The sequence below is a fragment of the Clostridium drakei genome (assembly GCF_000633595.2).
GTDB classification, from domain to species: domain Bacteria; phylum Bacillota; class Clostridia; order Clostridiales; family Clostridiaceae; genus Clostridium_AM; species Clostridium_AM drakei.
The window spans coordinates 65,574-90,002 of the sequence record NZ_JIBU02000012.1 but is presented as its reverse complement, the minus strand read 5'-3'; the positions used below and the strand labels follow the sequence as shown (position 1 = coordinate 90,002).

The following is a 24,429-nucleotide window of genomic DNA, read 5'->3' as shown; positions in this document are numbered from 1 at the left end:
ATAGTTTTTTATTATAATAACTATTTATTAGCACTAATAAGTGAAAGTATTTTGTATAATTCATTTGCTTCTAATTGTCCTGGAGCTGATGCAACTTTTGCTGATCCAAAAGTAAGCGCTGATCCAAAGGCTTCACCTGCTAGACGACTTATAACTCCTAGTGGTCCCATAGACATAGTTATAATCGGTGTTTTATCATGATCACGTGTCATTTCATTTGTAGCTGTCAATAATTCAACTACATCTGTACTGCTTAAAGGCATTACTGCTATTTTAGGTACATCTGCTCCTAATTCTTGCATTTTGCAAAGCCTTGCTATTATTTCATTTTTACTAGGCGTTTTATCAAAATCATGATTAGACATAATTACTTTAACATCATGTTCGTGTGCTGCTTTTACAATTTCCTTCACAGCTTCTTCATCACCAATAAATAATTCCACATCAATCATATCTGCATTGCCTGTTGCTGATATTGCCTTTTGTAATTCTATATAATATTCTAATGTAATTTCCTTTGCTCCACCTTCTTTAGCACTCCTAAAAGTAACTAACAAAGGTGTATCTCCTAATGCTTTTCTAACTTCAGCTAAAATTTCTTTTACTTTTTCAATTTTATATACATCTTCGTAAAAATCTATTCTCCATTCTGCAACATCCAATTTAACTTCTTTTAAATAAGCTACATCCTTCATAATTTCTTCATTGCTGCATCCCATGAATGGTACTGCTATTTTGGGAATTCCCTGACCTAATTTCATATTTCTTACTTGAACTATACTTTTCATTTTTTACTTCCTTTCTTAACTTTTTAAATTATTGATTAAGATTAAGTAATCGTTATCTTAAAGAATTAAAAAAATTATTACTTATAAATTTTAACAGATAATACTGTACAAAACACTACATAATAAAAGCTTTTCTACTATAATTGTATATTATATAACAGTTTAGTTATTTTTTTAACATATCTTGACTTTATTATACTGCAATACATTTGATAATTCTAATACATATTTTTATGATTATTAATAGTTTTTATCTATCAATTATGATATACTATGTATTATTCTATTTAGGAGGACTACTCTATGAACTTAAGCCAATTATACTATTTTAGAAAAATTGCTCAATTAGAGCACTTCAGACAAGCAGCTTTAGAATTAAATGTATCTCAACCTAGCTTAAGTAAATCAATGCTAAATTTAGAATCAGAACTGGGTATTTGCTTATTTGATAAAGAAGGAAGAAATGTTCATCTAACTAAGTATGGCAAAATTTTTTTACAATATGTAGAAAATATTTTAAACGAATTAGAAAATGCCAAAAATAAGATGAATCAATTAGCAAGCAGTGAACATGGTCATGTTGATATAGCATATATTTCGCCATTAGCACAATATTATATACCTGATACAGTGCGTAGTTTTTTAAATATAGAACAAAATAAAAATGTTACTTTCACATTTAAACAAGGTTTTTCTTACGAAATGATAGAGGAACTTAAAAATGATAAATATGATTTAATTTTTTGTTCTCACATAGAAAATGAACCTGATATTATGTTTGTTCCAATTATTAAAAAGGATTTATTTGTTATTGTTCCTTTTGATCATCCGCTTTCAAAATTTGAAAGCATTGATTTGAAAGATATTGAACCATATCCTTTAGTAGCATATGATAAAACTTCTGCTATGGGAAAAACTACTTTAAAATTATTGAAAAGTATTAATTTGAATCCAAAAATTATTTGTGAAGCTGCTGATGAATATGCTATTTCTTCACTAGTTGCTGCAAACTTTGGAGTAGCTATTATAGCTGAAGCGCCTGCTCTTGCACATGCTAAAGTAAAAAAAATAAACATCAACAGCCCAAAATATTCTCAAATAATATATCTTGCATATAAAAAAAATAAGTATTTTCCTTCTGCTGTTATTAATTTTATTTCATATATAAAGGAAAAAAGTTCTGTAAGTGAATCACTATAAAAATAGCCGATTAAGGTGAAATCAAATCACCTTAATCGGCACTATTTTTACTTAATTTAAATTATTACTTAAATGCACCCATAACCTCTAAAGTTTTAACTACATTTCTACCCTCTTCAATACCAGATATTATTCTTCTTGCTCTTACACTATCACCAATGTTAAGAAGTTTTACATTATTTTCTGAAGCATACTCTTCAACCATAGGGAATTCAGCATTTTCTGATCTCATTCCTAGGCATACAAAACCATAGTCGAAGTTTATATATACAGCAGCTCCTTCAGAATTTTTCACTGTAAACGAACTATCATTAACAGTCTGAAGTGCAGTATTTGCAAGCTGTTTAACATTATTTACTTTCATCATATGATATACATCAAGCTTTGTATTAGTATCTAAATCTTTTCCTATTACTGGCATCATTTCTATGACAGCAACATCTGCTCCTCTTTCAGCAAAGAACTCTACAACATCAAGTCCTACTGCTCCTCCACCTACTACTACAACTTTTTTATCTTTACAGTCTTTATCAAACTCTTTGATGTTATTAATAAATCCAAATGTTGATTTAACCTTTGATCCATCTTTATCTACACGATCTAATAATCCCGATATTGGAGGAAGTAATGGTTTTGATCCTGTTGCATTAATTACAATATCTGGATTTAATCCATCTAATACTTCTTTTGAAGCTTTTGTGTTAAGTTTTACTTTAAGGTTAGGAAGTTCCTTCACTCTATTTTCTAAATATTCTACAAAATAATGAATTCTTGCTTTTGCTGGAATCGTTCCGATCATCCAAGCTAATCCACCTAATCTATCCTTTTGTTCTAATAATGTAACATTACAACCTACTTCTGCAGCAGTACAGGCAGCTTCCAGTCCTGCTGTACCTCCACCAATAACTACAACGTTAACAGGTTTCTTTACTTGTTTTTCTTTATAAGCATCTTCAAATAAAAGATCTGGATTTATACTACAGCGAATTGGTTGTGATTTTGCTAAACGATGATCAGCACATCCTATATTACAAGATATACATCTTCTAAGAAGATGTTCCTGTCCGTCAGCAACCTTATTAGCCCAATATGGTTCTGCAATTAAACCACGGCCCATAGCTAAAAGGTCTGCATCTCCTTTAGCAATGATTTCCTCAGCAACTTTTGGAGAACGAATGTTTCCTGAAGTTATTACTGGTTTATTGAATTTTTCTTTGAAAGCCTTCGCCATATAGCTTCTCCAGCCTTCTGCTAAACTCATTTTATCATGTTGAAGATATAAGGTATCATTTTGTGCTATAGAAATATTTAAGAAATCTACTCTTTCCTGCATGTATCCCATTAATTCTAGAGAATCTTCAAGCGTGTTACCTCCCTCAATCATGTCATCAGCACTAATTCTTATAGAAATTGGGAATCTAGGACCTACTGCAGCTCTAACACTATCTATAACCATTACAGCAAATCTTGCTCTATTTTCAGCACTTCCACCAAATTCATCAGTTCTATCATTAAATAAAGGTGATAAAAATTGATTAAGCAAATAAGAATGACCTGCATGAATTTCAACTGAATCAAATCCTGCTAATTGAGCTCTTGCAGCAGCTTCTCCATATTTTTTTGCAATATCTTTCATTTCCTCTACAGTTAATGGTCTTGGAATTGCTCCACCTGTCTTTGAAGGAATATTAGAAGCAGAAACTGCTTGTACTCCATCTAATCTTGCAGCATAAGCAGATGCTCCAGCATGGTTAAGCTGAATTGAAACTTTAGCTCCATAAGCATGAAGTCTTTCCACTAATGTATAAAGTCCAGGTACATATTGGTTATCATCAATTCTGCACTGCTTTGTTCCGTTAGTTCCCATTGGAAAATCAATACAAGCATTTTCAACTATGATAAGCCCTGTACCACCTTTTGCTCTTAATTCATAATATTTAATCATCTCTTCAGATACTTCTGCACTAACAGTAGCAAAATTACTACCTATTGGTGGCATAACAGTTCTATTTCTAAGAGTCATTCCATTTATAGTAATTGGTGACAAAAGATTTGGATATTTGCTTTTCATTTTTCTTCCTCCATTTTTATACCTATTTTATCTTTATATAGTAGAATTTAGAAACAATATGGAAAGTTTTTTCTTAACATATTGCATTTATATCGTGTTTGTATCAAGAATTGGATTTTCACTATATCAAATACTTTTTTTATCAATACAACTAAACTTAAATGAATGTGTTTGTTAATTAACATTCATCTCGTGATTCATTATAGCAAAACCGTTATCATAAATCTAATTCATATTTTCCTTTAAAGCTATAGAATTTATTTATATATTCTATTATAATGAGTACTATAAACGATTAAAAATTCTAAAAAAAGTATTAAAATAAAAATATAGAAAGAGGTGAATTAAAATGAATTTGAAACAGCTTCAATACTTTCGTGTTTTAGCACAAACTGAGCATTACACAAAGGCAGCTGAAAAATTATACATAACACAGCCTAGTTTAAGTTATAGTATTTCAGAATTAGAAAGAGAATTTGGTACTCAACTATTTGAAAAGGAAGGTAGAAATGTAAAATTGACAAAATATGGACGTTTTTTTCTTTCTTATGTAGAAAAAGCTCTTGATGAATTAGATTTAGGTAAAAATCTATTGTTAAAAATGGTAAGTCCAACAGAAGGAAAGGTTGACTTAGCTTTTATTTACACTTTAGGTTCAAAATTTGTACCTAATATAGTTCAAAGCTTTTTAAATGAAACTAATTATAAAAATGTAGATTTTTCTTTTGCTCAAGGAAACACTCAATATTTAATTAATAACCTTAAAGAAGGAAAATTTGATCTGGTTTTTTGCTCTTTTGTTGAAAATGAACCCAATATTGATTTTATTCCTATAGCACAAGAAGAATTAGTTATCATTGTACCTAAAGATCATCCTCTTTCTAATTACAAAAGTATAAGTTTAAGTGAAACTTCACCTTACCCTTTTGTTTTCTTCAGTAATGAAAGTGGTTTGCGCCCACTTATAGATAAAATGTTTAAAGATTCAAATATAGTACCTAAAATTGCATGTGAAGCTGAAGAGGATAGTGCTATAGCTGGCTTTGTAGCTATTAATTATGGAATGGCAATCATTCCTAATATACCATCTTTAAAAAATTTTGATGTAAAAATACTTAAAATCAAACAACCAAATTATAAAAGATTTATTTATGCAGCTACTGTTAAAAATCGTTATAACACTCTTGCTACAGATTCTTTTCGTTCATTTGCAATTAAATATGGTAAGAAAAATTATTTAGACACAAATAAGTGCATATAAAATTTCTTTTATTTTTACATACACTCTACAAATCTATAGAATTGTTCTATTGATTATACACAAAAAAACTATTAGATATTTTGAAACATGAAATATATAATTAAGTTATTGAATAAATTAATAGTAATTATTAATATTTTTAGAAAATAAACATATGAACAAAATAACAAGTTAAAAACATATTTACTGGTTATTTTCTTCATATGTCTAAATCTTATGGAATTATAAAATACTATATCTAATTATTTATATAGAAAATTTAAGAATTAGTATAAGTCACTTACTGCTGTTTGAATTTTTATTTTGCTAATTCTAGTATTTTTTCAATTACATCTTCAATTTTACCATTATTCTCAATTCGAAAATCTGAGTATTTTTTGTAAAGTTCATATCTTTCATCTAAAAGTTCATATAATTTTCCTACTCCATCTTTCAAAAGAGGTCTACTTAATACATTTATGTCTTTTGCAATATTTTCTACAGGTCTATCTATAAAAATTACAATACCATTTTTCTTGAAGTTTTCTATATTTGAAAAATTCTTTATTACTCCACCACCAGTGGATATTATAGCTGATTTTTTTGCACTTACTTCACAAACAGCTTCTTTTTCTAGTTTTCTAAAATAATCTTCTCCATTTTTAAATATATCTGTTATGGTTTTTCCTTCTCTATCTTCTATATAATCATCCATATCAATGAAATCTGTTCTCAATTTTTCATATAAAATTTTTCCTATTGTTGTTTTTCCGCTGCCTGGCATTCCTATTAATACTATATTTTTACTCACCATATTTATAACACCTTTCATTTTTTATTTCAAAAATTTAACAATTACATTTTTCAATAACTTTATATATATGCTTTTTAATTTCTTGTCCAATTTTCATTTGCTGCCAAATTTCTTGTGATGCTATAGCTTGAGCTACTAACATATAAAGTCCATTTACAGTTTTTACTCCAATTTCCCTAGCTTCTCTTAAAAAAATAGTTTCTATAGGATTATATATTAAATCTATTGCCGAACTAAATTTACTTAATATATTCTTATCCACTGAACAACTTTCTATCTTAGGATACATTCCACAAGGAGTACAATTTATAATTATATCCTTGCATTTAAGCTTATTCATATCTTCATAAGATATAACCTTAAAATCTTTAAGCTTATCTTTAGCATTTTCAGGAATCCTACTCACAAAAATGATATCATTTATTCCGTTATCCAATAAATAGTGAAACACTGCCTTTGAAGCTCCTCCAGTGCCTAGTATAACGGCTTCTTTATTATAAGTATCTATTTCTTCTCTTTTTAACGATTCACCAAAGCCATAATAATCCGTATTATACCCTATAAGTTTGTTTCCTTTAAAATCTATAGTGTTAATGGCTCCTATTTTTGAAGCTTCCACAGATACATCATCTAAGTATTCCATAATGTTCACTTTGTGAGGTATAGTTACATTTATTCCCTTAGCTCCAAGTGCTTTTAATCCAATTACAGCTTTTTTTAAATCTTCATTATTTACTTCAAACAAATTATAAAAACCATTTAAATTTAAATCTTCTAATATTAAACTGTGTATTTTAGGAGAAATACTGTGTCCTAAAGTTTTTCCAATTAGTCCATATAAATTTCCCATCTATATTTAACTCACCTCACCTTTGTAGTTTCCCAAAAACTTATAATACAAACTTTCTTCTTCTATGGTCTTTAAAGCACTTCTTGTATTTTCATTTAATATATTTCCTTGAAAATCGATATAGAAAAAGTACTGCCATGATTTACCTACAATTGGTCTTGACTCTATTTTCATCATATTTAAATTGTTATCTGAAAAATGCTTTAAAATTTTATACAAGGCTCCTACCTCATGAGATATTGATAAAATAACACTTATCTTATCACAGTTAACATCACATTTTTCTTTTCTTCCTATAATTATAAACCTAGTATAATTGTTACTATTATAATTTATATTTTCCTTCAAAATTTTTAATCCATAAAATTCTGCTGCCTTTTTGCTTGCCACGCAAGCTTTATTTTTCAAATTTTCCTTGCTTACATACTCTGCACTTTTAGCAGTATTAAAGTATGGAATTAATCTCCAATCACTATGAACATCAAAAAATTCTTTACACTGCAGAAAACCTTGTGTATGTGAGTAAACTTCATTTATATCGCAAATTTCAGCATTTCCAATTCCCATTAAATTATGATCTACCTTTACACATTTTTCACCAACTATATAAAATCCATATTCCCTCATAAGATCGTAAACTTCAGAAATACCACCTGTTGATGAATTTTCAATAGGTAAAACACCATATTTTATGTCACCTTTTTGTACTGCTTCAAAAATATCCTTAAAACTCTTAAAATGTTCTGACTTTACATTGTTACCAAAATACTCATTTACCGCTTGGTGACTAAATGAGGCAGGAACCCCTTGAAACCCTACTTTAAATTCACTATCTTCATCTGCTTCACAATTACATGATACCTTAGAGAGTATTTCCTTTTGGGATTCTCTGCTTATACTCATTAAATCTTGAAGAAACTCCTTTAAATAGTTTTGTAAAGTTTTATCTTCAACCTTCTTCAAATGCTTGTTTATAATTTGATCTTCTCTACTACTATCCAATACTTCCATGTGATTTTCTATCTTATAATGAGCTACATTAGAAACTACTGACATTCTCTTTTTAAAGAGCTTTACTAATTCCTCATCTATTTCATTAATTTGTTCTCTTAAATAGTTTAAATCTTCCATGTTTATCACTTTCCTTAATCTATAAATTGAATTATTGCTATTGCAGCTGCAGCTTCCACCACTGGAAGTGCTCTAGGTATAATACAAGGATCATGTCTTCCTTTTATCTCTATCTTAGCATTTTCTCTCTTTTGTATGTCCACTGTATTTTGAATTTTTGCAATGGATGGTGTTGGTTTTACAGCTGTTCTAAATATTAAAGGCATTCCATTTGTAATTCCACCTAAAATTCCCCCATTATTATTGCTGTAGGTTTTTATTTTTTCATTTTCAATATAAAATCCATCATTGGCTTCTGAACCCTTCATTTTTGATATATTAAAGCCTTCACCAAATTCTACTCCTTTTACTCCTGGAATAGAAAATAACAAATGTGATAAAACACTTTCTACAGAGTCAAAGAAAGGTTCTCCAAGACCTACCGGTAAATTATTTACTGCTGTCTCTATAACTCCACCTAAAGAATCCATTTCTTCCTTAGCTTTTAATATGCTGTTTTTCATATTAATACCTATTTGTTCAGTCAAAACAGGAAATTTACTTTCATTTAAACTTTTTAAGATTTCATTTTCTATTTCAGTCATATTGAAGCTTACATCTTCTATTTTAGCTATACTTTTTATATGACTTCCAATAAATATACCTTTTTTTTCTAATATTTGTTTACAGATAGCACCTGCAAATACTAAAGGAGCTGTTATCCTTCCTGAGAAATGCCCTCCTCCTCTATAATCATTAAATCCTTGATATTTAACATATCCTGTTAAATCTCCATGAGAAGGTCTCATTAAATTCTTAGTTTTTTCATAATCCTTGGAATGTTGATTTTTATTATGAATAATCGCACACAAAGGTGTTCCTGTAGTTCTTCCATTAAAGTATCCACTTAATATTTCAAAATTGTCTTCCTCTTTTCTAGGAGTAGAAAGTTCGTTTCCTCCTGGAGCCCTCCTTTTCATCTCTTTATTTATATAATCTAAATCCAATTCTATACCTGGCTTAAGGCCATCAATATTTATGCCTATAGCCTTTCCATGAGACTCTCCAAAAATCGAAAGTCTTACTTTACTGCCCCAAACTCCACTCATCTATATTACCTCCTAAAGCTCTGAAGTGTTTCCAAAAATCTGGGTAGGATTTTTTAACACAAGACGCATCTTTTATTATAACAGGCTCATTACACTTTATGGAAGCCACTGCTAGTGCCATGGCTATACGATGATCATTCCAGCTTTGAACTTCTCCACCTTTAAGACTTTCTTTTCCTCTTATTATAAGTCCATCTTCTTTTTCTTCTATATCTGCTCCAAGTCTGTTAAGTTCTGTACTTATTGCACTTAATCTATCAGATTCTTTAATTCTAAGTCTAGCTGCATTTACTATTTCTGTAGTGCCTTCACTTAATGCTGCCAGTGATGTTAATATAGGTACAAGATCTGGACACTGAGAAGCATCTATAATTGTACCTTTAGTTTTAGAAGGTACTGCTCTTATTTTATTTCCTTGTATAGAAATTTTACCATTCATACTTTTTATTATATTGAGTATAGCTTTATCTCCTTGTAAAGAATTTATATCCAGTCCTTCACATACTATATCATTTCCAAGTAATCCTGCTGCAAGCCAAAAGGCTGCTTGGGAAAAATCACCTTCTACTTCACAATCTGATGATTTATAGCTTTGATTTCCTCTTATAATAAATTCCTTATATTCTCTATTTTCTATATCTATACCATACTTTTTAAGCATATCCATAGTTAAATCTACATAAGGCTTTGATTCCAATTCTGTAGTAATTATTATCTTTGAATCCCCATCCAAAAGTGGAAGAGCAAACATCAATCCACTGATAAATTGAGAACTTATATCTCCTCTAACTTTATATTCATCTGGTTTTAATTTACCTTCTATAGTTAATGGAAGTTTTCCATTTGCATTATCATATTTAAGTTTCTGTTCATCAAATATATTATAGTAGCACTTTAAAGGTCTTTCTATAAGCTTTCCTTTTCCTTTAAACGTAAGTTTTTCCCCTGTTGTTGCTCCTACTGGTATTAAAAATCTAAGTGTTGACCCAGATTCTGAACAATCCATATTTGAATTTATAGGTTCTAACTTTTCCAAACCTCTTATTTGAAGTGAATTTTTTTCCTTTTTAATTCTTACTCCTAAATTCTTCATTACATCACAAGTAGCTTCTACATCTTCTGAAAAAACTACATTAGATATATTGCTAGTTCCATTTGAAAGTCCAGCACAAATTACTGCTCTATGACAAGCACTTTTTGAAGTTGGAACTTCTACTTTTCCACTGAGATTACTTGGATTAATCATTACATATTTCATAAAATTTAGCCCCCTATTTTTTAAATATAATTTTCTATTTCCTTAATGGACACTTTTTTGATAAAACCTTCACCTATTTTATTTAGAAGAATTAAATTAATATTTTCCCCACTACTCTTCTTATCCAATTTTATTGTGTGAAGTATTTTTTCTTTGTCCATTTCTATTCTTCTGTATGGTAATTCATACTTCATAAGTATTTTTTTTATAAAATTATAAGTGCCAATTTTAGTAATGTTAAGTTCTTCACTTCTTCTAGTTATTTCAGCCATGCCTATAGCAACAGCTTCACCATGAGTATATTTGCTGTAATTGAAATATTCTTCTACAGCATGCCCCAAAGTATGACCAAAATTCAAAATCATTCTTTCGCCTAAATCCTTCTCATCACTCTCCACTACTTTCTTTTTTATATTACAGCATGTGTATATTATCTTTTCTATGTTTTCTAAGAGTTCTTCATCATCTTTATAATTCATAAGTGTTCTAAATATACTTTCATCTCTTATACATCCGTACTTTATTACTTCTGCTAATCCATCATGCAAAAACCTTTTATCCAAAGTTTTGAGTAATTCTGGATCTATAAAAACAGCTTTAGGTTGATAAAAGCTTCCTACCAAATTTTTCCCCCAAGGTAAATCCACCGCAACTTTACCACCCACACTGCTATCTACTTGAGCTAAAAGTGATGTAGGTATTTGTATATATGGTATTCCTCTTAAATAAGTAGCAGCTGCAAAGCCACCTAAATCACCAACAACACCACCACCAAAGGTTAATATTAAGTCCCCTCTTGTGAGATTAAAATTAGTAAAATCCTCATACAACTTTTTTAGTGTATCTATAGATTTACTTTTTTCTCCTGGTTCTATGGAAATAATCTTTGTTTTAAAATTTTTATCCTGTATAGTTTTGTTTAAAGCTTTTACATATAATTTTTCCAAATTCTTGTCTGTTACTATAAGAATTTTTTTATTTTCATGGTTTTCTTTCAAATAAGCTGCTATTTTTTCAAAAATGTTTTTTTCAATATAAATTTTATAACTATTATCTTTAAGTTTTACTTCAATTATTTTCATAATCTATACCATCTTCTTTCTCCTTGCAGTGGCATTTCTAAATATATGTTTTAAAGTATTTTCATCCTCTGACATTATAGCATTTTTTATTTTTTCCATGGATTTTTGAAATCTTTCTATCTCATTAATCAAATTATCTGAATTAAGAAAGAATAACTCTGACCACAAGGTAGAATTTATAACCGCAACACGAGTAGCATCTTTAAAGCTTCCCCCAGTAAAAGTTTCTATATTATTTTCTGCAAAATCTGAATCCATAAGTGATACTGCTATAACATGTGGAAGCTGACTTGTAAATGATATTATCTTATCATGTTCTTCAGGTGATATACTTATTACTTTCTTACAACCTATAGCTCTTGCCATCTTTTCTATTAGCATTATATTTTCCTTAAGATTTCTTTCTGTAGGTGTAATTATATAATTAGCATTATTAAAAATATCATCAGAAGCAACCTTGATTCCCTTTGATTCTTTTCCTGCCATTGGATGTCCTCCAACAAAATCCAGTTCATCAGGCAAAAAAGAGTTTATAATATCTATTAATCCTTCCTTTATCCCACAAGTATCTGTTATTACAGCTCCTTTTTTAAAATCACCTATATTGCTTTTCATAAATTTCACAATTTCTTCAGGATAAGTGGCCATAATAACTAAATCTGCTTTTCTCAAAGCTTCTTTTCCATCTGTAAATCCTTGGTCTATTATTCCTCTATTTACAGCTTCTTTTAATGAATTTTCATCTACATCTATACCACTTATACTTAAAGGATTTAATTTTCTTAATGCCATAGCATATGATCCACCTATAAGCCCTAAACCAACAATAACTATATTAAAGTTAAAATCACATTCCTCCAATGTAACCACCCCCAAATTTTAGATTGCCTTTTTCTCTATTTTAGCTATTTGTGATAATTCCTTCATAAGTTCTTTAAATCTCTCTGGTTTTATAGATTGTTGTCCATCACACTTTGCATTAGCTGGATCATTGTGTACTTCAATGATAAGTCCATCTGCTCCTACTGCTAGAGCCGCTTTTGCTAAGGGTTCTACCATCCACCACATTCCTGCTGAATGGCTTGGATCAACTATGATAGGTAAGTGACTTAATCTTTTTATTGCAGGTATAGCACTTAAATCTAAAGTGTTTCTTGTATATGTTTCAAAGGTTCTTATACCTCTTTCACACAATATTACATTTTCATTTCCACCTGCCATTATATACTCAGCAGACATGATTAATTCCTCAATGGTTGCAGATAAGCCTCTTTTTAAAAGAATTGGTTTTCTTGTTTTTCCGAGTTGTTTTAATAAATCAAAGTTTTGCATGTTTCTTGCACCCACTTGAATAACATCTACATCTTCAACAAATGTATCTATCATATCAGCAGACATTATCTCTGTTACTATAGGAAGTCCTGTTTCTTTTCTTGCAAGCTTAAGAAGTTCTAATCCTTCTTGCTTAAGTCCTTGAAAACTGTATGGTGAGGTTCTAGGTTTGAAAGCTCCTCCTCTTAAAAATCCAGCTCCACTTTCCTTTACCGTTTTTGCAATTTCTAAGATCTGCTCTTCACTTTCTACAGAACAAGGTCCTGCCATAATAGCTATCTTATCTCCACCTATTACTTGATCATTAACTTTTATTTCTGAATTACTTGGATGAAATAATCTATTTGCTAATTTAAAAGGCTGTTGTACTTTAGTAACTCTTTCTACACATTCATTAGCTTGAATTTTATCAGGATCAAGCTTTGTAGTATCTCCAACAATTCCTAATATACATTGATTTTCTCCTTGTATTAAATTCACCTTACAGCCCTCCATCTCTATTCTCTCTTTTATTCTTTCTATTTCCTCTCTTGTTGCACCACATCTCATAATTACTACCATAAAATAAACCTCCTTAAAATTTTAAAAATATTATTTTGTATATTGCTTTTATATATTAAATAATTTATTTGCCGGCTTAAAATTATTTTTATAAATTTTAGATTAAATTGCTATTTTTTTCATAAAATATATGGTATAATTCAGCACTTTACCTCATTATAGATAAAAAAAAGTAAGGCTCTAATGAGCCTTACTAAACAAATTAAATGTATAGTGCTATACGCATAGCATTTCTTTACACCAATTAAATTTCAATCTATTAAACTCATTGAAAAAAAGAATATATATTTTTTTGCAGAAAAAGTAACCAGCGCTAAAATAAAAGTAGCCCCAGCTAAAATAAAAATAATATTTTCCGCTTATTCCCTTTCCAATGATATTTTTCATGATTTTTCCCTCCAAAACAATTTTTATTGGTTTATGTTAAAATTAACTTGATATTAGTTGTAATTATAACATATATTTTTATGATGTCAATAAATAATTTTATCTTTTTTAATATTATGATTTTTCATAGATACTTAATTCAATATTTTATATTCTATTTACTAAAGCATAACAACTACTATATTAAAGCAAGAACCAGCTTTTATACGCGATGCTAACTATTTTTTTGTACATGTTGTAATTTGCTTTAAATTGAAAAATTTTAATAACAATTGAGCTTTGTACTTTTTTCATTATATGGTATAATATACTCCATAACACATTGCAAATTACTCTTTTATGCGTATAATTTAAAAAATATAAATATATCAATTAGGAGGTTTATTTTTATGATAATCTTAACAATACTTTTATCTGCTGTAGTATTCATTCTTTTGGGTTCAGTAATTGCTGCAGTAGCACTACCTATATTTGCTTTTATTTTTGCTATAGGTATAGTAATTTCAATTTTAGCACTAATATTTAAAATAATTTTTGCTGGACCTTTATTTATTTTAATGATAATTATAGCATTATATTATTTTTTCAAAAGATAAAATAATACTATAACAAATAAGACTTTGCATTTAATTTGCAAAGTCTTATTTTTTTTAAAAAGTTGTAACTATTTTTTACTTTCTTAATACTATATATAGTGAAGATAGATTTTACGGAGGTATGTACATGTACTATCAAAATGATAGCGAAAATACTAATACTGATATTGACATTGATATGGATCAAAGTCGTCATCATCATCACAGACGTGATTGTTGCTGTATGCCATTTTTCCCTTGGATGGGCGGTTGCTCTCCTTGGTTTGGTGGTGGCTCTCCTTGGTTTGGTGGTGGCTGTGGCTCTCCTTGGTTCGGTGGTGGCTCTCCTTGGTTCGGTGGTGGATTCCAAGGTGCCGGTGCTCAAGCAAGTTGTTCTTGTGGCGCTGGAATGCGTGGTGAAGATGATGATATTGACATGGATCAAAGCCGTCACCATCGCCGTAGACGCGATTGCTGTTGTATGCCATTTTTCCCTTGGATGTACTCACCTTGGATGTTATCACCTTGGATGAACTCACCTTGGCTGGGTGGTGGATTTGGATTCCCTACAGCAGGAGCTCAAGCAAACTGTTCTTGTGGAGCTGGGGCAGGATTCCCTTATTCACAAGGATTCCCATTCCAAGGTGCTGGTGCTCAAGCAAATTGTTCTTGTGGAGCTGGAATGCGCAGCGAAGATGATGATATTGATATGGATATGGATGAGGATAGATTTTATCCTTACTACAAATATCCTAAATATCCTAAATACCCATATTATCCATATTACCCTTATTACCCTTATTATCCTAAATATCCTCATCATAGAGACTATTTACCTTTGTAAACTAGACATTCATTCAAATTCTGTTAATGGAACGTTTGAAATTTATTCAAATGTTCCATTAATACCCTTTTTCAAATAAAATATCTATAGTTTCAGATTATTAATTGAATTCACGTCACATTTAAAATAAAATTCAATACTTTACTGCATATATCTTTAAATTCTACTTGTAAGTCATTACTCAATCCTATATTCATATCTATTCTTCCTATTTCTATTCCTATAAAATATCCTTTCACTTCTATTCCATATATATCAATTAAATCCATTAACCCTAAAGAATGTGCAGCACACTGCTTTCTTATTTTTTTTATATCCTTAATTTTCTTGAATGTTAAATCGCCAGGAACCTTATCAGAAAAATATGAATCTGCAATATAAAATTCATCGACATTATTTAACTTAGAAAGGCAGAAATCCACATCCGTTTCTCCAATTATTACTTCTATATCATTATCCTCTAAAACACTTTTTATATTTTCAAGTAGAAAAATAGCTACTCCATCATCTAGCATAAGTTTATTACCTACACCTATCACTATTTTTTTCATATTGATATTTTTTCATTGGCTTTTTCTAAAATCCAATTGGATAATTCATCTATCCCTTTATTATTAGTACAGGAAGTTTCAAAAACTTTAATTTTAGAATTCACTGTGTTAATATCCTTATAAAATTCTTCCTTGCTAAAATTAGTAAAATCAATTAGATCTATTTTATTTAAAATCAATACTTCACTTTTTTCAAACATAAGTGGGTATTTTAATGGTTTGTCATTTCCTTCTGTTATACTGAGCACACATGCTTTCATGTCTTCTCCTACTTCAAATTCTGCAGGACACACTAAATTCCCCACATTTTCTATTATAATCATATCTAAATTTCTCAAATCTAAATTAAGCACTGCTTCTCTTATCATATCTGCATCTAAATGGCAAGCTCCTGAAGTATTTATTTGTACCACTGGAATCCCTTTAGCTTCTATCCTATCTGCATCCTTAGTAGTGTATATATCACCTTCTATTACTGCAATATTTAAATGCTTTTTAATACTGCAAATTAACTTTTCAAGTATAGATGTTTTACCTGAACCTGGCGCACTCATCAAATTTATTACAAATATATTTTCATCATCAAAAATCTTTTTATTTTCTAAAGCAATTTCTTCATTAGTATGAAGCATATTTACAATAACTTTAATTTCACTCATATTTTATTCTCCTTCTATAGAATATAAATATAATTCATATCCAGTTATAATCTTTGAAGAGAAGCCTCCACAAATAGGACAAAGCTTATTAAAATGATCTATGTCATAGTTTATATCACAATTTTTACAATAAGCTCTTGCTTTTATTTTATCTATACAAAGCTCTGCATCCTTCAAAATGGAATAATTTTTAAGTTCACTAAATGCAAAATTTAAAGCTTCATCCATTACTCCTGACAACTCTCCAATTTTTAATGTAACTTTTCTTATAATCTTAAAATTACATTCCTCAGCCTTTTTAAGTACAATATCTATAGTGCTTTCCATTATGGAAATCTCATGCAATTTTACCATCTCCCTAAATGTATATTGCATTCTAAAAATGCCTAAATTAATTTATACAATTTCAATATTATAGTCTTTACAACAATCTGTAGTCACATGAGTTGCACAAGATACACAAGGATCAAAAGAGCGAATTATTCTTCCTATTTCCACCGGATTTTTTACATTTTGAATTTCAGTACCTATAAGTGATTCTTCAATAGCCCCATGCTGTGACACACTATCTTTAGGTGAAAGATTCCACACTGTTGGGGTGATTATATCATAATTTTTTATAACTCCATTTTCTATTTTTATCCAATGTCCAAGTGCTCCTCTTACTGCATCATAAAGTCCTTTTCCTTCTGCACTTTCAGGAATTATATACTGATTTTGAACTGCTGGTATTGGCCTTATAAAATCTAAAAGTTCAAGCATTTTTTCTGATAATATTTTACCTTCAAGTACTCTAGCAATTAACCTATCCATAGTTGATACATTGTATTTGTAGTAGCCACCTAAAATCATACGCGCCAAAGGACCTACTTGAACAACTTTTCCTCTATATCTAGGTGCTTTTATAAAAGTATAAGCTCCAGGTTTTTTTATATCTAATTCTGAAGGTTTCTCAGATGGCACTGTATTGGATTTTGTATTTTTATACCAAGAATATTCTACACCTTCTTTTATAGCATCTACATCTAAGCTGCTTTTTTTATCATCGATATATACAGAAGGGTAAACATAAACTAATTCCTTTTCAGGTAAATCATTAAATAAACCAAATGTCAAAAGGTTCTTCGTTCCTGCTCCCATATTAAAATATTCTGGATAATATGCTGATATAATGTTTATATCCTCAATCATATCTGAACATATAAATTCGTGAATTTGCTGCAGCAAATATTTAAGTCTTATTATTTTAGAAGCATCCAAATTTGCAGTAGTTCCTCCTACAAATACACCATGATTATGAGGAGCTTTTCCTCCAATAATAGCTACCATTTCATGAGCAAAACGGCTATATTCTAATGCTTTTAAATAGTCCTCACTGATTTTTTGTGTTAACTTATCAGGAAGTCTAAAATCATAATCTATACTTCCCGGAACTTCCTTTATCTTAGCATAATCAGGAAATACAAAAATACAAATCTGTCTTATAATATTTTGAATAAAGTCAGCTCCATGGGCAAAATCTCTTATTCTTACTCCATTTTTATCTGGTTTTACCTTTAAAGCATCTTCTAGAGCTAAGCTTGCAACCACTCCATGTGCAGTTGAACATATGCCACATATCCTTTCAGTAAAATACACAGCATCTAATGGAGGCCTTCCCTTTAACATACTTTCAAAACCTCTAAACAATACTCCACTGCTTTTAGCATTTACTATTTTATTCTTTTCAATTTCAACCTCCATACTTAAAGGTCCACTAATTCTAGTTATTGGTTCTATAGTTATCCTTGTATCCATAATAAATTTCCCCTTCCTTAATACCTTATAAAAGGCTCTGTGCCATCTGGAAAATATTCACTAGCACAACCTATACAAGGAGTATTATTTTCTACAGGCCAATTCATTCTTGAATTCCACTTTCCTAAAGGGCAATAAGCTTTTGTTATAGGTCCTCTACATCCAAGTTTAAACATACATTCATGTTCTCCAAGTTTTTTTGCAAATATATTATTATCAAAATATGAACGTCTTTCACAATCAGTGTGATTAGTTTCTCTATAAAACATTAATGGCCTACCTTTGTCATCAACATCTATCTCACCATATAAAATTAGACTGGCAATAGTTCCTATAACCCATAAAGGATTTGCTGGACACCCAGGAATATTTATAATCTTCCTATTTAAAAATTCACTTAAACTCATACAACCAGTAGGATTGGGTTTTGCAGCAGATATTCCTCCAAAGGAAGCACAAGTACCTATAGCTATTATTTTTTTTGTCTTTGCTGCTGCCAAGCTAACTCCTTCTGCTGCAGATATTTGTTTTCCGTTATAATACGCCATTAATGTATAAAAGCCATTATCTTTTTTTGTAATGGCTCCTTCTACTCCAAGTATAAAATCTGTATTCAAAGTTTCTAGAAAATTTTCATAAGCTCTTTCTCCATCAGGCTGCATTAAACTATTGCTGTATTTTAAATTTACCATTTGATTAAGAAAATATTTAAAATCTGGTTTATCTGCATTGAGAAAAGAAATTATATTCCCCTCACATCCAGTACATTCAAGCCAAATAAAATTAGGTTTTTTGACTATTCCTCTATTGATTTTATCTATAGCCTCATATACAAGTTTCATTAAAGGCAAAATTTATCCCCCCATTATATATTTCTCTTATAAATTAAAGCATTTACTTAATTTTGCCTACAACTGGAAGATTTTTTAACATTTCAACTTTATTACCATGGCAGCTTTTAAACTCCTTTGAAAGATCTCTACCCGCATATAGTCCAAAATGAGTTCCTCCTCCCCAAACACTGATGTAACTTAAATCATAAACTATACCATTTACTGCTACATAGGCAGGTTTTCCCATGGAGCCATCATATTCAGCCAATTCTTCAATAGTAAATTCCTTTGATGATTGAATTGGCATTTCTCTTTCCATATTTTCATTCATATTTATATCATCTAAAATTTCTGTTGTCTTATAAGCTATTGTATTTATCAAATATATTTTTTCATAAGGGCATATAGAATCATTAATCAATTTCCTATAATAATTTATTTCTTGAAGCATATTTTTAAGTTCTTGAGAAGTTCGTTTGTCCATAAATTTCCCCCTTTTATAATCTTCAATGTAAATATATTTTAAAACCCTAAATTTATTACTGAAAATTCTACAATAATTTATCAAATGACTGTGCTCATTTAAATTTTCTAGTGGAGGAAATTTTAAGAATATGTTCATAAATACATGTACTTAGAGATGTTACCTAGATATGATATTTCAAGAATATATTAAATTTAAATAGGCACTTGAAATTCAAGTGCCTATTTTGCTGCCACCTTGTGTATCCCTGCTGTGGCACTAAATATTTTTGTATTTTTAATTATAGACAAATTTCAACTATTTAATCACTTAGATAATGCTTGGCTTTTTTCTAGTTGAACCTTATTATCTATAAGTTGAAGATTGTTCTCTTTTATTATTTTTATAACTAAATCTGCATAAATTTCATTACCTTTTTTATCTTGTACAGTACTATATCCAGCTTTTTCTATAGCTTCTGCTTGATCTCTATAATTTAATGCTGATAAAACACCTTTGTCCTTATATCTCTTATTTTTATAAAGAAAATCACCATAATCCTTTAGTGACTCACTTTTACTAGCATAAACTCTAAAGGAATCTTTTATAATTTTATCATAATACTCAGAAGTTTTCATAATTACGCTTTTTCCCTTCCAACTACTATCCGCTTTTATGCCAAATAAATTATTAGATTTGGAAGCAAGTTCTGATTTTCCCCATCCTGATTCTAATATTGCTTGTGATATAGTTACAGAAGGTAAAATACCATACCTATTATATATGTCAATCGCTTCTGGAGTCAATTCATCTATAAACTTTTTATAAGAAGGATCATCTTTTAACTTTCTATTTAATGCTACAGAATCTAAATCTTTTAAATATCTATATACTTTTTCCTTTTCACTCTTTTTTAAAGATAGCTTGTCCAAAACTTCATCTAAACTTAAAAGTTTATATTTACTATTTCCAACATTATGCACTGATGTGTTTTTCACTAAAAACATACTTGCCAGTTTCGTTATATTTTCTCCACTTACCTTTGAAAAATCATTTTTGTACCTAACTCCATCAATAGCAGCAAGTTGTTTCCAATTTACTTGAAGTTTATCTTTACTTACACTATCTGTAGTATCAATATAAAGATTCATATTAATATTTTTTGTATTTATATGCTCATGTTTATATATATAATATTTTGCTATACTAAAAATTCCACAAAAGAAAACTAGTACAACAATTATTTTAAGTAAATTATTTATTTTTTTTCCCATTAAGCCTCTCCTGTCTTTAAATTCAAATCCATATTAGTATACTACATAATGAGAATATTTTGCACCAGTTAAATTAAATTGTTTACAAAAATTCTTTAAATTCTCTCTTCAATCCACCTATGTATATCCTCTATAATATCATCTTTTTCCTCTTTTTCACTTAATATCTCATGATAGCATTTTGGATATATCTTCATAGATTTATCATCAGAGTTTATATTATTGAACATCCATTTAGAAGCCTCATTTTTAACTATTCTATCCATTTCTCCATGAAGTATAAGGCATGGATACTCATAGTTTTTAATATTTTCACTAATCCATTTAGAGCCTTTTATAAATGCTTCTCCTAAAAGTTTTATGTTTGTTTCTTTAAGTACAAGAGGATCATTATCATAATCTTTAACTACATTCTCATCTCTACAAATAAATTTCGATAAAGCGTTAGGCGATTTTTCTCTTGGATGTTTTTCAAAATAATTATCCTTTTTTAAGTCTTTAAAAGCATGAGGTTCCGTGATTGCAGGCCCTGATAATATTTGGCCCTTTAATTTATTTTTATATTTCATTCCATAACCTGCTGTAATAAATCCTCCCATGCTATGCCCAAACATAAATACAGGCAATCCTTTATTTTCTTCTAAAGCCATATCCACCACTTTATCTGCATCCTTAAAAAAATCCTGAAAATTTTCTATGTAGCCTCTTTCTCCTCCAGATTTCCCATGACCTCTATTATCAAATCTATAAACTGTATAACCAAAATCATTTAGTTTCTTTGTAAAATAATTATATCTTTCTAAATGCTCACAAAGGCCATGAACTATTACAACTACTGCCTTTGCAGAATCTACTATGTCCTTACTATAAAATAGTTTAGTACCATCAAACGCATTAAATTCACCTTGTAGCTTGTTAAACATACATCCCACCTCCGTAATAACCTATTCTACAAAAGATTTCACTTTCCTTCAAAATTTACTATTTTTTCAATATGACATTTTTATGTTTTATAGTATACTTATTGTATCTAAGTATTACTTTTTCAACAAATTACTATATAATAGTAATAAATATAAAGTTTTTTTTTAAAACTACGATAAAATTATAATACGGTATAATATTTTTTACAGGTTGTGAAAATTATGGATAAATTTACAGATGAATTAAGAGCAAAAAAAGTTATAAATAGAAATGATATTCAAACTTTTAAAAATTATATTGATAAAAAGTATGCTAAAAATCAAACTAAAGAAAGAGCTAGTATGCTTTCAAACACCATTCATCATATACTATACACAAAATTGGAAGGAATACCAAATGAATATAAATCTTCTATAAAAGTAAATATACTAAAAAATACCTTTGCCAAAAATAAGACCTCAATTACTATGTATGATGTTTTCGATTGCTGTTTGATGGAAAATAAATTAAAAACTAATTGTACAAGCTTATTAACAAACTGGATTAACTTAAATATAGATAATCCAATTAAAGATGAAGATTTGAAGTCATATTTAGGTATTAAAGAAGAGGTTAACCATAAAAAGAAAGTTAAAAATACTGATGATAATAAACTTATAGTTAATATGACTGATAGTAACATTAATGTTGAAAATAATGCTCCTAATTATAAATTTTTAAATACTTATTTAAAATATTTAGGAACATTGAAATTTAGTAATAAAACTATTATTACTTTTATCGTTATAATATTCCTTATTATGTTTTATCCTATAAGTAAAGTTGCTTATAGTATGAGCTCTAAAAGTAATTTTAAGTTTTATTCTTTCAAGGAAAAAAGTGTTTCTCAAGGTTTACTGCAAAATACTAATTGTAAATTTTCAAATGCCCATCTTCCAGATTACATGAAATATAAAGATATAGATGAAGTAAAATTAAAAAAATTTTTAACTCTACATAAATCTTTACTTGTGAAGGAGCCTTATTTTTCTACTATTATGTCTGTTGCAAAAGAATTTAATTTAAATCCTCTAGTGCTCTTTTCAATAACTGGACAAGAACAAAGCTTTGTGCCTGAAGATACAAAGTTTGCTTCTAAAATTGCCAATAACCCTTTTAACGTTTTTCACAGCTGGCAGGAGTATAATACAGATATAAAAGATGCTTCAAAAATAGCTGCAAGAACTGTTATCAATTTATCTAAAGATATGCCTAAAGATTCAGATCCATTTTTATGGGTTGGTAAAAGCTATGCTGAAGATAAAAATTGGGGTAAAGGTGTAGAAGCTATATTTAAAGATTTAAGTGAAAAATGCAAGTAATTACGAACAGGAGGATTCCAAAAGGAATTATACTTTAAAAAGTATATAAATATGAAGAATGAAAGTTTTTTTATGTTATATCTTAGTTATAAACTTATATGGAATATTTTTAATGCATTCTGATAAAAGTAAATCTCAAAAAGGCAAATGGAGAATACCTGAAAAAACTCTCTTTGTCACATCACTTCTCCTTGGAAGTCCTGGTATACTTATAGGCATGTATTTATTTAGACATAAAACCAAGCATAAAAGATTTACAATTGGAATACCAGTAATACTTATTATTCAAATATTTATATTTGCTAAGTACTTTAGTTAAGGTACTTAGTATTTTTATTTTCAAATATTAAGAGAGGTGATAATTGGCATGTCATATTTTAAGTACAACAACAAAAATATTTATTATGAAGAAGTAGGAATAGGTACTCCCCTGTTTTTGCTGCATGGAAATACTGCTTCTTCAAAAATGTTTGAAGCTATCCTTAATTTGTATAAAGATAAATATAAGTTGGTTTTAATAGATTTTTTAGGATATGGACGTTCTCAACACTTAAACAAATTTCCTATAAACTTATGGTTTGATGAATCAATGCAGGTGATACAACTTATAGAACATTTACGCTATAAAAAAGTAAATATTATAGGTACAAGTGGTGGTGCATGGACTGCACTAAATGTATGTCTTGAAAGACCTGACCTAGTTATGAAAGTAATTGCTGATAGCTTTAATGGTGAAACTTTAGAATCAGATTTTTGTAATCAACTTAGAGAACAACGTGAATTATCAAAACAAATTGATGAAGCAAGACACTTTTATTCTTTATGTAACGGCAACGATTGGGAACAAGTTATTGATAATGATACAAATGCTTTTTGTGAGTTTGCCAATAAAAATACTAATTTATTTAGAAAACCACTAACAAGTCTAAAAACCGAAATATTACTCACTGGAAGTAAAAAAGATGAAATGTTAGAAAAGCATTTTGAAAAAAAGTATTCAGAATATAATCTTAAAAGTTAAAAACGGAAAAATGCATTTATTTGATACTGGATTTCATCCTGCTATGATTTCAAACGCTGTTTCTTTTGCTAATATAGCAAATTCTTTTTTTAGCTTAGATGTTATCAAGTAAAATATAGAATTTATAAAAATAATGCGACTTAAGCGTATGTAAGCGAAGTAACTTGCTTTTAAATGAAATATTAGCCTAGCAGCAGGCTACGCCTTAATTTTTAAACATTATAAGTTGCGATTATAAATATAATTTTGACTTACTAAAACTACTTATAACAATGTAATTATATGTGTACACTTGAAGTTACTAGTTTGAATTTTAACTTTTATG

At 29.1% G+C, this 24,429-nt stretch carries 25 protein-coding genes; 7 read left to right on the top strand and 18 right to left on the bottom strand.

Going from position 1 to position 24,429, the window contains the following annotated elements:
• Positions 1-20 precede the first annotated feature (20 nt).
• Entirely contained in the window at positions 21-788 is a 768-nt protein-coding gene (aroD, locus tag EG57_RS0206130) for a type I 3-dehydroquinate dehydratase (protein ID WP_032076386.1), read from the bottom strand.
• Positions 789-1,091: 303 nt separating this feature from the next.
• On the opposite strand from aroD, the gene EG57_RS0206125 reads away from it, so the two are divergent.
• Positions 1,092-1,988 (top strand): LysR family transcriptional regulator, encoded by an 897-nt coding sequence (locus tag EG57_RS0206125; protein ID WP_029159268.1) that lies wholly within the window; start codon positions 1,092-1,094, stop codon positions 1,986-1,988.
• Positions 1,989-2,052: 64 nt separating this feature from the next.
• On the opposite strand, the gene EG57_RS0206120 is transcribed toward EG57_RS0206125, so the two are convergent.
• Positions 2,053-4,059: an oxidoreductase gene (locus tag EG57_RS0206120; RefSeq protein ID WP_032076385.1), complete on the bottom strand. Its 2,007-nt coding sequence runs from the start codon at positions 4,057-4,059 to the stop codon at positions 2,053-2,055.
• 349 nt (positions 4,060-4,408) lie between these two features.
• On the opposite strand from EG57_RS0206120, the gene EG57_RS0206115 reads away from it, so the two are divergent.
• Positions 4,409-5,320, top strand: coding sequence for a LysR family transcriptional regulator (locus tag EG57_RS0206115; RefSeq protein ID WP_032076384.1), 912 nt, complete (start codon positions 4,409-4,411; stop codon positions 5,318-5,320).
• Positions 5,321-5,618: 298 nt separating this feature from the next.
• Here the strand turns inward: EG57_RS0206115 and EG57_RS0206110 are convergent, their stop codons facing one another.
• Genes EG57_RS0206110 through aroF form a run of 8 tightly spaced genes read right to left on the bottom strand, consistent with a single transcriptional unit; the run spans position 5,619 to position 13,415 of the window.
• Positions 5,619-6,113 carry a shikimate kinase gene (locus tag EG57_RS0206110; RefSeq protein ID WP_032076383.1) on the bottom strand — a complete coding sequence of 165 codons (495 nt, stop codon included), beginning with the start codon at positions 6,111-6,113 and terminating at the stop codon, positions 5,619-5,621.
• Positions 6,114-6,147: 34 nt separating this feature from the next.
• On the bottom strand, positions 6,148-6,963 hold the full coding sequence (gene aroE, locus EG57_RS0206105; RefSeq protein ID WP_032076382.1) for a shikimate dehydrogenase: 816 nt from the start codon (positions 6,961-6,963) through the stop codon (positions 6,148-6,150).
• Between the two features lie 6 nt (positions 6,964-6,969).
• Positions 6,970-8,094, bottom strand: a complete 1,125-nt coding sequence (locus EG57_RS0206100) for a chorismate mutase (protein ID WP_032076381.1) — start codon at positions 8,092-8,094, stop codon at positions 6,970-6,972.
• 14 nt (positions 8,095-8,108) lie between these two features.
• The gene (gene aroC / locus EG57_RS0206095; RefSeq protein WP_032076380.1) at positions 8,109-9,182 is read right to left on the bottom strand and encodes a chorismate synthase; all 1,074 of its coding nucleotides are present in this window, start codon (positions 9,180-9,182) and stop codon (positions 8,109-8,111) included.
• Positions 9,160-10,440 carry a 3-phosphoshikimate 1-carboxyvinyltransferase gene (gene aroA / locus EG57_RS0206090; protein ID WP_032076379.1) on the bottom strand — a complete coding sequence of 427 codons (1,281 nt, stop codon included), beginning with the start codon at positions 10,438-10,440 and terminating at the stop codon, positions 9,160-9,162. Before aroA ends, aroC begins: the two co-directional genes overlap by 23 nt.
• Before the next feature lie 20 nt (positions 10,441-10,460).
• Positions 10,461-11,522 (bottom strand): 3-dehydroquinate synthase, encoded by a 1,062-nt coding sequence (gene aroB, locus EG57_RS0206085; RefSeq protein WP_032076378.1) that lies wholly within the window; start codon positions 11,520-11,522, stop codon positions 10,461-10,463.
• A gap of 3 nt (positions 11,523-11,525) precedes the next feature.
• Positions 11,526-12,383, bottom strand: coding sequence for a prephenate dehydrogenase (locus tag EG57_RS0206080; RefSeq protein ID WP_029159259.1), 858 nt, complete (start codon positions 12,381-12,383; stop codon positions 11,526-11,528).
• Between the two features lie 18 nt (positions 12,384-12,401).
• A complete protein-coding gene (gene aroF, locus EG57_RS0206075; protein WP_032076377.1) occupies positions 12,402-13,415 on the bottom strand; it encodes a 3-deoxy-7-phosphoheptulonate synthase in 1,014 nt (337 codons plus the stop codon).
• 776 nt (positions 13,416-14,191) lie between these two features.
• Between aroF and EG57_RS0206070 the strand changes: the two genes are divergently transcribed.
• Together EG57_RS0206070 and EG57_RS26640 are read left to right on the top strand one after the other, a co-directional pair.
• Positions 14,192-14,398 (top strand): hypothetical protein, encoded by a 207-nt coding sequence (locus EG57_RS0206070; RefSeq protein ID WP_029159257.1) that lies wholly within the window; start codon positions 14,192-14,194, stop codon positions 14,396-14,398.
• 178 nt (positions 14,399-14,576) lie between these two features.
• Complete coding sequence (locus EG57_RS26640) at positions 14,577-15,221, top strand: hypothetical protein (protein ID WP_152563672.1); 645 nt, start codon at positions 14,577-14,579, stop codon at positions 15,219-15,221.
• 110 nt (positions 15,222-15,331) lie between these two features.
• Here EG57_RS26640 and EG57_RS0206060 read toward each other — a convergent pair whose 3' ends face one another.
• The 8 genes from EG57_RS0206060 to EG57_RS0206025 form a co-directional block, all read right to left on the bottom strand.
• Positions 15,332-15,772 (bottom strand): hydrogenase maturation protease, encoded by a 441-nt coding sequence (locus EG57_RS0206060; protein ID WP_032076376.1) that lies wholly within the window; start codon positions 15,770-15,772, stop codon positions 15,332-15,334.
• Entirely contained in the window at positions 15,769-16,431 is a 663-nt protein-coding gene (gene hypB, locus EG57_RS0206055; RefSeq protein ID WP_032076375.1) for a hydrogenase nickel incorporation protein HypB, read from the bottom strand. Before hypB ends, EG57_RS0206060 begins: the two co-directional genes overlap by 4 nt.
• Before the next feature lie 3 nt (positions 16,432-16,434).
• A complete protein-coding gene (locus tag EG57_RS0206050; protein WP_084572172.1) occupies positions 16,435-16,785 on the bottom strand; it encodes a hydrogenase maturation nickel metallochaperone HypA/HybF in 351 nt (116 codons plus the stop codon).
• A gap of 42 nt (positions 16,786-16,827) precedes the next feature.
• Positions 16,828-18,228: a nickel-dependent hydrogenase large subunit gene (locus EG57_RS0206045; RefSeq protein WP_032076373.1), complete on the bottom strand. Its 1,401-nt coding sequence runs from the start codon at positions 18,226-18,228 to the stop codon at positions 16,828-16,830.
• Between the two features lie 17 nt (positions 18,229-18,245).
• Positions 18,246-19,070, bottom strand: coding sequence for a hydrogenase small subunit (locus EG57_RS0206040; RefSeq protein WP_242859821.1), 825 nt, complete (start codon positions 19,068-19,070; stop codon positions 18,246-18,248).
• 52 nt (positions 19,071-19,122) lie between these two features.
• The gene (locus tag EG57_RS0206035) at positions 19,123-19,545 is read right to left on the bottom strand and encodes a cytochrome b5 domain-containing protein (RefSeq protein WP_032076371.1); all 423 of its coding nucleotides are present in this window, start codon (positions 19,543-19,545) and stop codon (positions 19,123-19,125) included.
• A 305-nt stretch (positions 19,546-19,850) separates the two neighbouring features.
• Entirely contained in the window at positions 19,851-20,798 is a 948-nt protein-coding gene (locus EG57_RS0206030; RefSeq protein ID WP_032076370.1) for a glycoside hydrolase family 73 protein, read from the bottom strand.
• A 95-nt stretch (positions 20,799-20,893) separates the two neighbouring features.
• A complete protein-coding gene (locus EG57_RS0206025; protein WP_032076369.1) occupies positions 20,894-21,721 on the bottom strand; it encodes an alpha/beta hydrolase in 828 nt (275 codons plus the stop codon).
• Positions 21,722-21,943: 222 nt separating this feature from the next.
• Here EG57_RS0206025 and EG57_RS0206020 point away from each other — a divergent pair, with 222 nt between their 5' ends.
• From EG57_RS0206020 to EG57_RS25140, 3 genes are read left to right on the top strand one after another with little or no spacing between them, the layout of a single operon-like run.
• A complete protein-coding gene (locus EG57_RS0206020; protein WP_032076368.1) occupies positions 21,944-23,083 on the top strand; it encodes a hypothetical protein in 1,140 nt (379 codons plus the stop codon).
• Between the two features lie 58 nt (positions 23,084-23,141).
• On the top strand, positions 23,142-23,402 hold the full coding sequence (locus EG57_RS0206015) for a DUF1294 domain-containing protein (protein WP_032076367.1): 261 nt from the start codon (positions 23,142-23,144) through the stop codon (positions 23,400-23,402).
• Between the two features lie 48 nt (positions 23,403-23,450).
• A complete protein-coding gene (locus EG57_RS25140) occupies positions 23,451-24,104 on the top strand; it encodes an alpha/beta fold hydrolase (RefSeq protein ID WP_341350105.1) in 654 nt (217 codons plus the stop codon).
• Positions 24,105-24,429 lie beyond the last annotated feature (325 nt).

Bases quoted from the DNA above. Each gene is read 5' to 3' on its own strand.
- aroD (WP_032076386.1), bottom strand. From the start codon at position 788: ATGAAAAGTATAGTTCAAGTAAGAAATATGAAATTAGGTCAGGGAATT.
- EG57_RS0206125 (WP_029159268.1), top strand. From the start codon at position 1,092: ATGAACTTAAGCCAATTATACTATTTTAGAAAAATTGCTCAATTAGAG.
- EG57_RS0206120 (WP_032076385.1), bottom strand. From the start codon at position 4,059: ATGAAAAGCAAATATCCAAATCTTTTGTCACCAATTACTATAAATGGA.
- EG57_RS0206115 (WP_032076384.1), top strand. From the start codon at position 4,409: ATGAATTTGAAACAGCTTCAATACTTTCGTGTTTTAGCACAAACTGAG.
- EG57_RS0206110 (WP_032076383.1), bottom strand. From the start codon at position 6,113: ATGGTGAGTAAAAATATAGTATTAATAGGAATGCCAGGCAGCGGAAAA.
- aroE (WP_032076382.1), bottom strand. From the start codon at position 6,963: ATGGGAAATTTATATGGACTAATTGGAAAAACTTTAGGACACAGTATT.
- EG57_RS0206100 (WP_032076381.1), bottom strand. From the start codon at position 8,094: ATGGAAGATTTAAACTATTTAAGAGAACAAATTAATGAAATAGATGAG.
- aroC (WP_032076380.1), bottom strand. From the start codon at position 9,182: ATGAGTGGAGTTTGGGGCAGTAAAGTAAGACTTTCGATTTTTGGAGAG.
- aroA (WP_032076379.1), bottom strand. From the start codon at position 10,440: ATGAAATATGTAATGATTAATCCAAGTAATCTCAGTGGAAAAGTAGAA.
- aroB (WP_032076378.1), bottom strand. From the start codon at position 11,522: ATGAAAATAATTGAAGTAAAACTTAAAGATAATAGTTATAAAATTTAT.
- aroF (WP_032076377.1), bottom strand. From the start codon at position 13,415: ATGGTAGTAATTATGAGATGTGGTGCAACAAGAGAGGAAATAGAAAGA.
- EG57_RS0206070 (WP_029159257.1), top strand. From the start codon at position 14,192: ATGATAATCTTAACAATACTTTTATCTGCTGTAGTATTCATTCTTTTG.
- EG57_RS26640 (WP_152563672.1), top strand. From the start codon at position 14,577: ATGGATCAAAGTCGTCATCATCATCACAGACGTGATTGTTGCTGTATG.
- EG57_RS0206060 (WP_032076376.1), bottom strand. From the start codon at position 15,772: ATGAAAAAAATAGTGATAGGTGTAGGTAATAAACTTATGCTAGATGAT.
- hypB (WP_032076375.1), bottom strand. From the start codon at position 16,431: ATGAGTGAAATTAAAGTTATTGTAAATATGCTTCATACTAATGAAGAA.
- EG57_RS0206050 (WP_084572172.1), bottom strand. From the start codon at position 16,785: ATGGTAAAATTGCATGAGATTTCCATAATGGAAAGCACTATAGATATT.
- EG57_RS0206045 (WP_032076373.1), bottom strand. From the start codon at position 18,228: ATGGATACAAGGATAACTATAGAACCAATAACTAGAATTAGTGGACCT.
- EG57_RS0206040 (WP_242859821.1), bottom strand. From the start codon at position 19,070: ATGAAACTTGTATATGAGGCTATAGATAAAATCAATAGAGGAATAGTC.
- EG57_RS0206035 (WP_032076371.1), bottom strand. From the start codon at position 19,545: ATGGACAAACGAACTTCTCAAGAACTTAAAAATATGCTTCAAGAAATA.
- EG57_RS0206030 (WP_032076370.1), bottom strand. From the start codon at position 20,798: ATGGGAAAAAAAATAAATAATTTACTTAAAATAATTGTTGTACTAGTT.
- EG57_RS0206025 (WP_032076369.1), bottom strand. From the start codon at position 21,721: ATGTTTAACAAGCTACAAGGTGAATTTAATGCGTTTGATGGTACTAAA.
- EG57_RS0206020 (WP_032076368.1), top strand. From the start codon at position 21,944: ATGGATAAATTTACAGATGAATTAAGAGCAAAAAAAGTTATAAATAGA.
- EG57_RS0206015 (WP_032076367.1), top strand. From the start codon at position 23,142: ATGAAAGTTTTTTTATGTTATATCTTAGTTATAAACTTATATGGAATA.
- EG57_RS25140 (WP_341350105.1), top strand. From the start codon at position 23,451: ATGTCATATTTTAAGTACAACAACAAAAATATTTATTATGAAGAAGTA.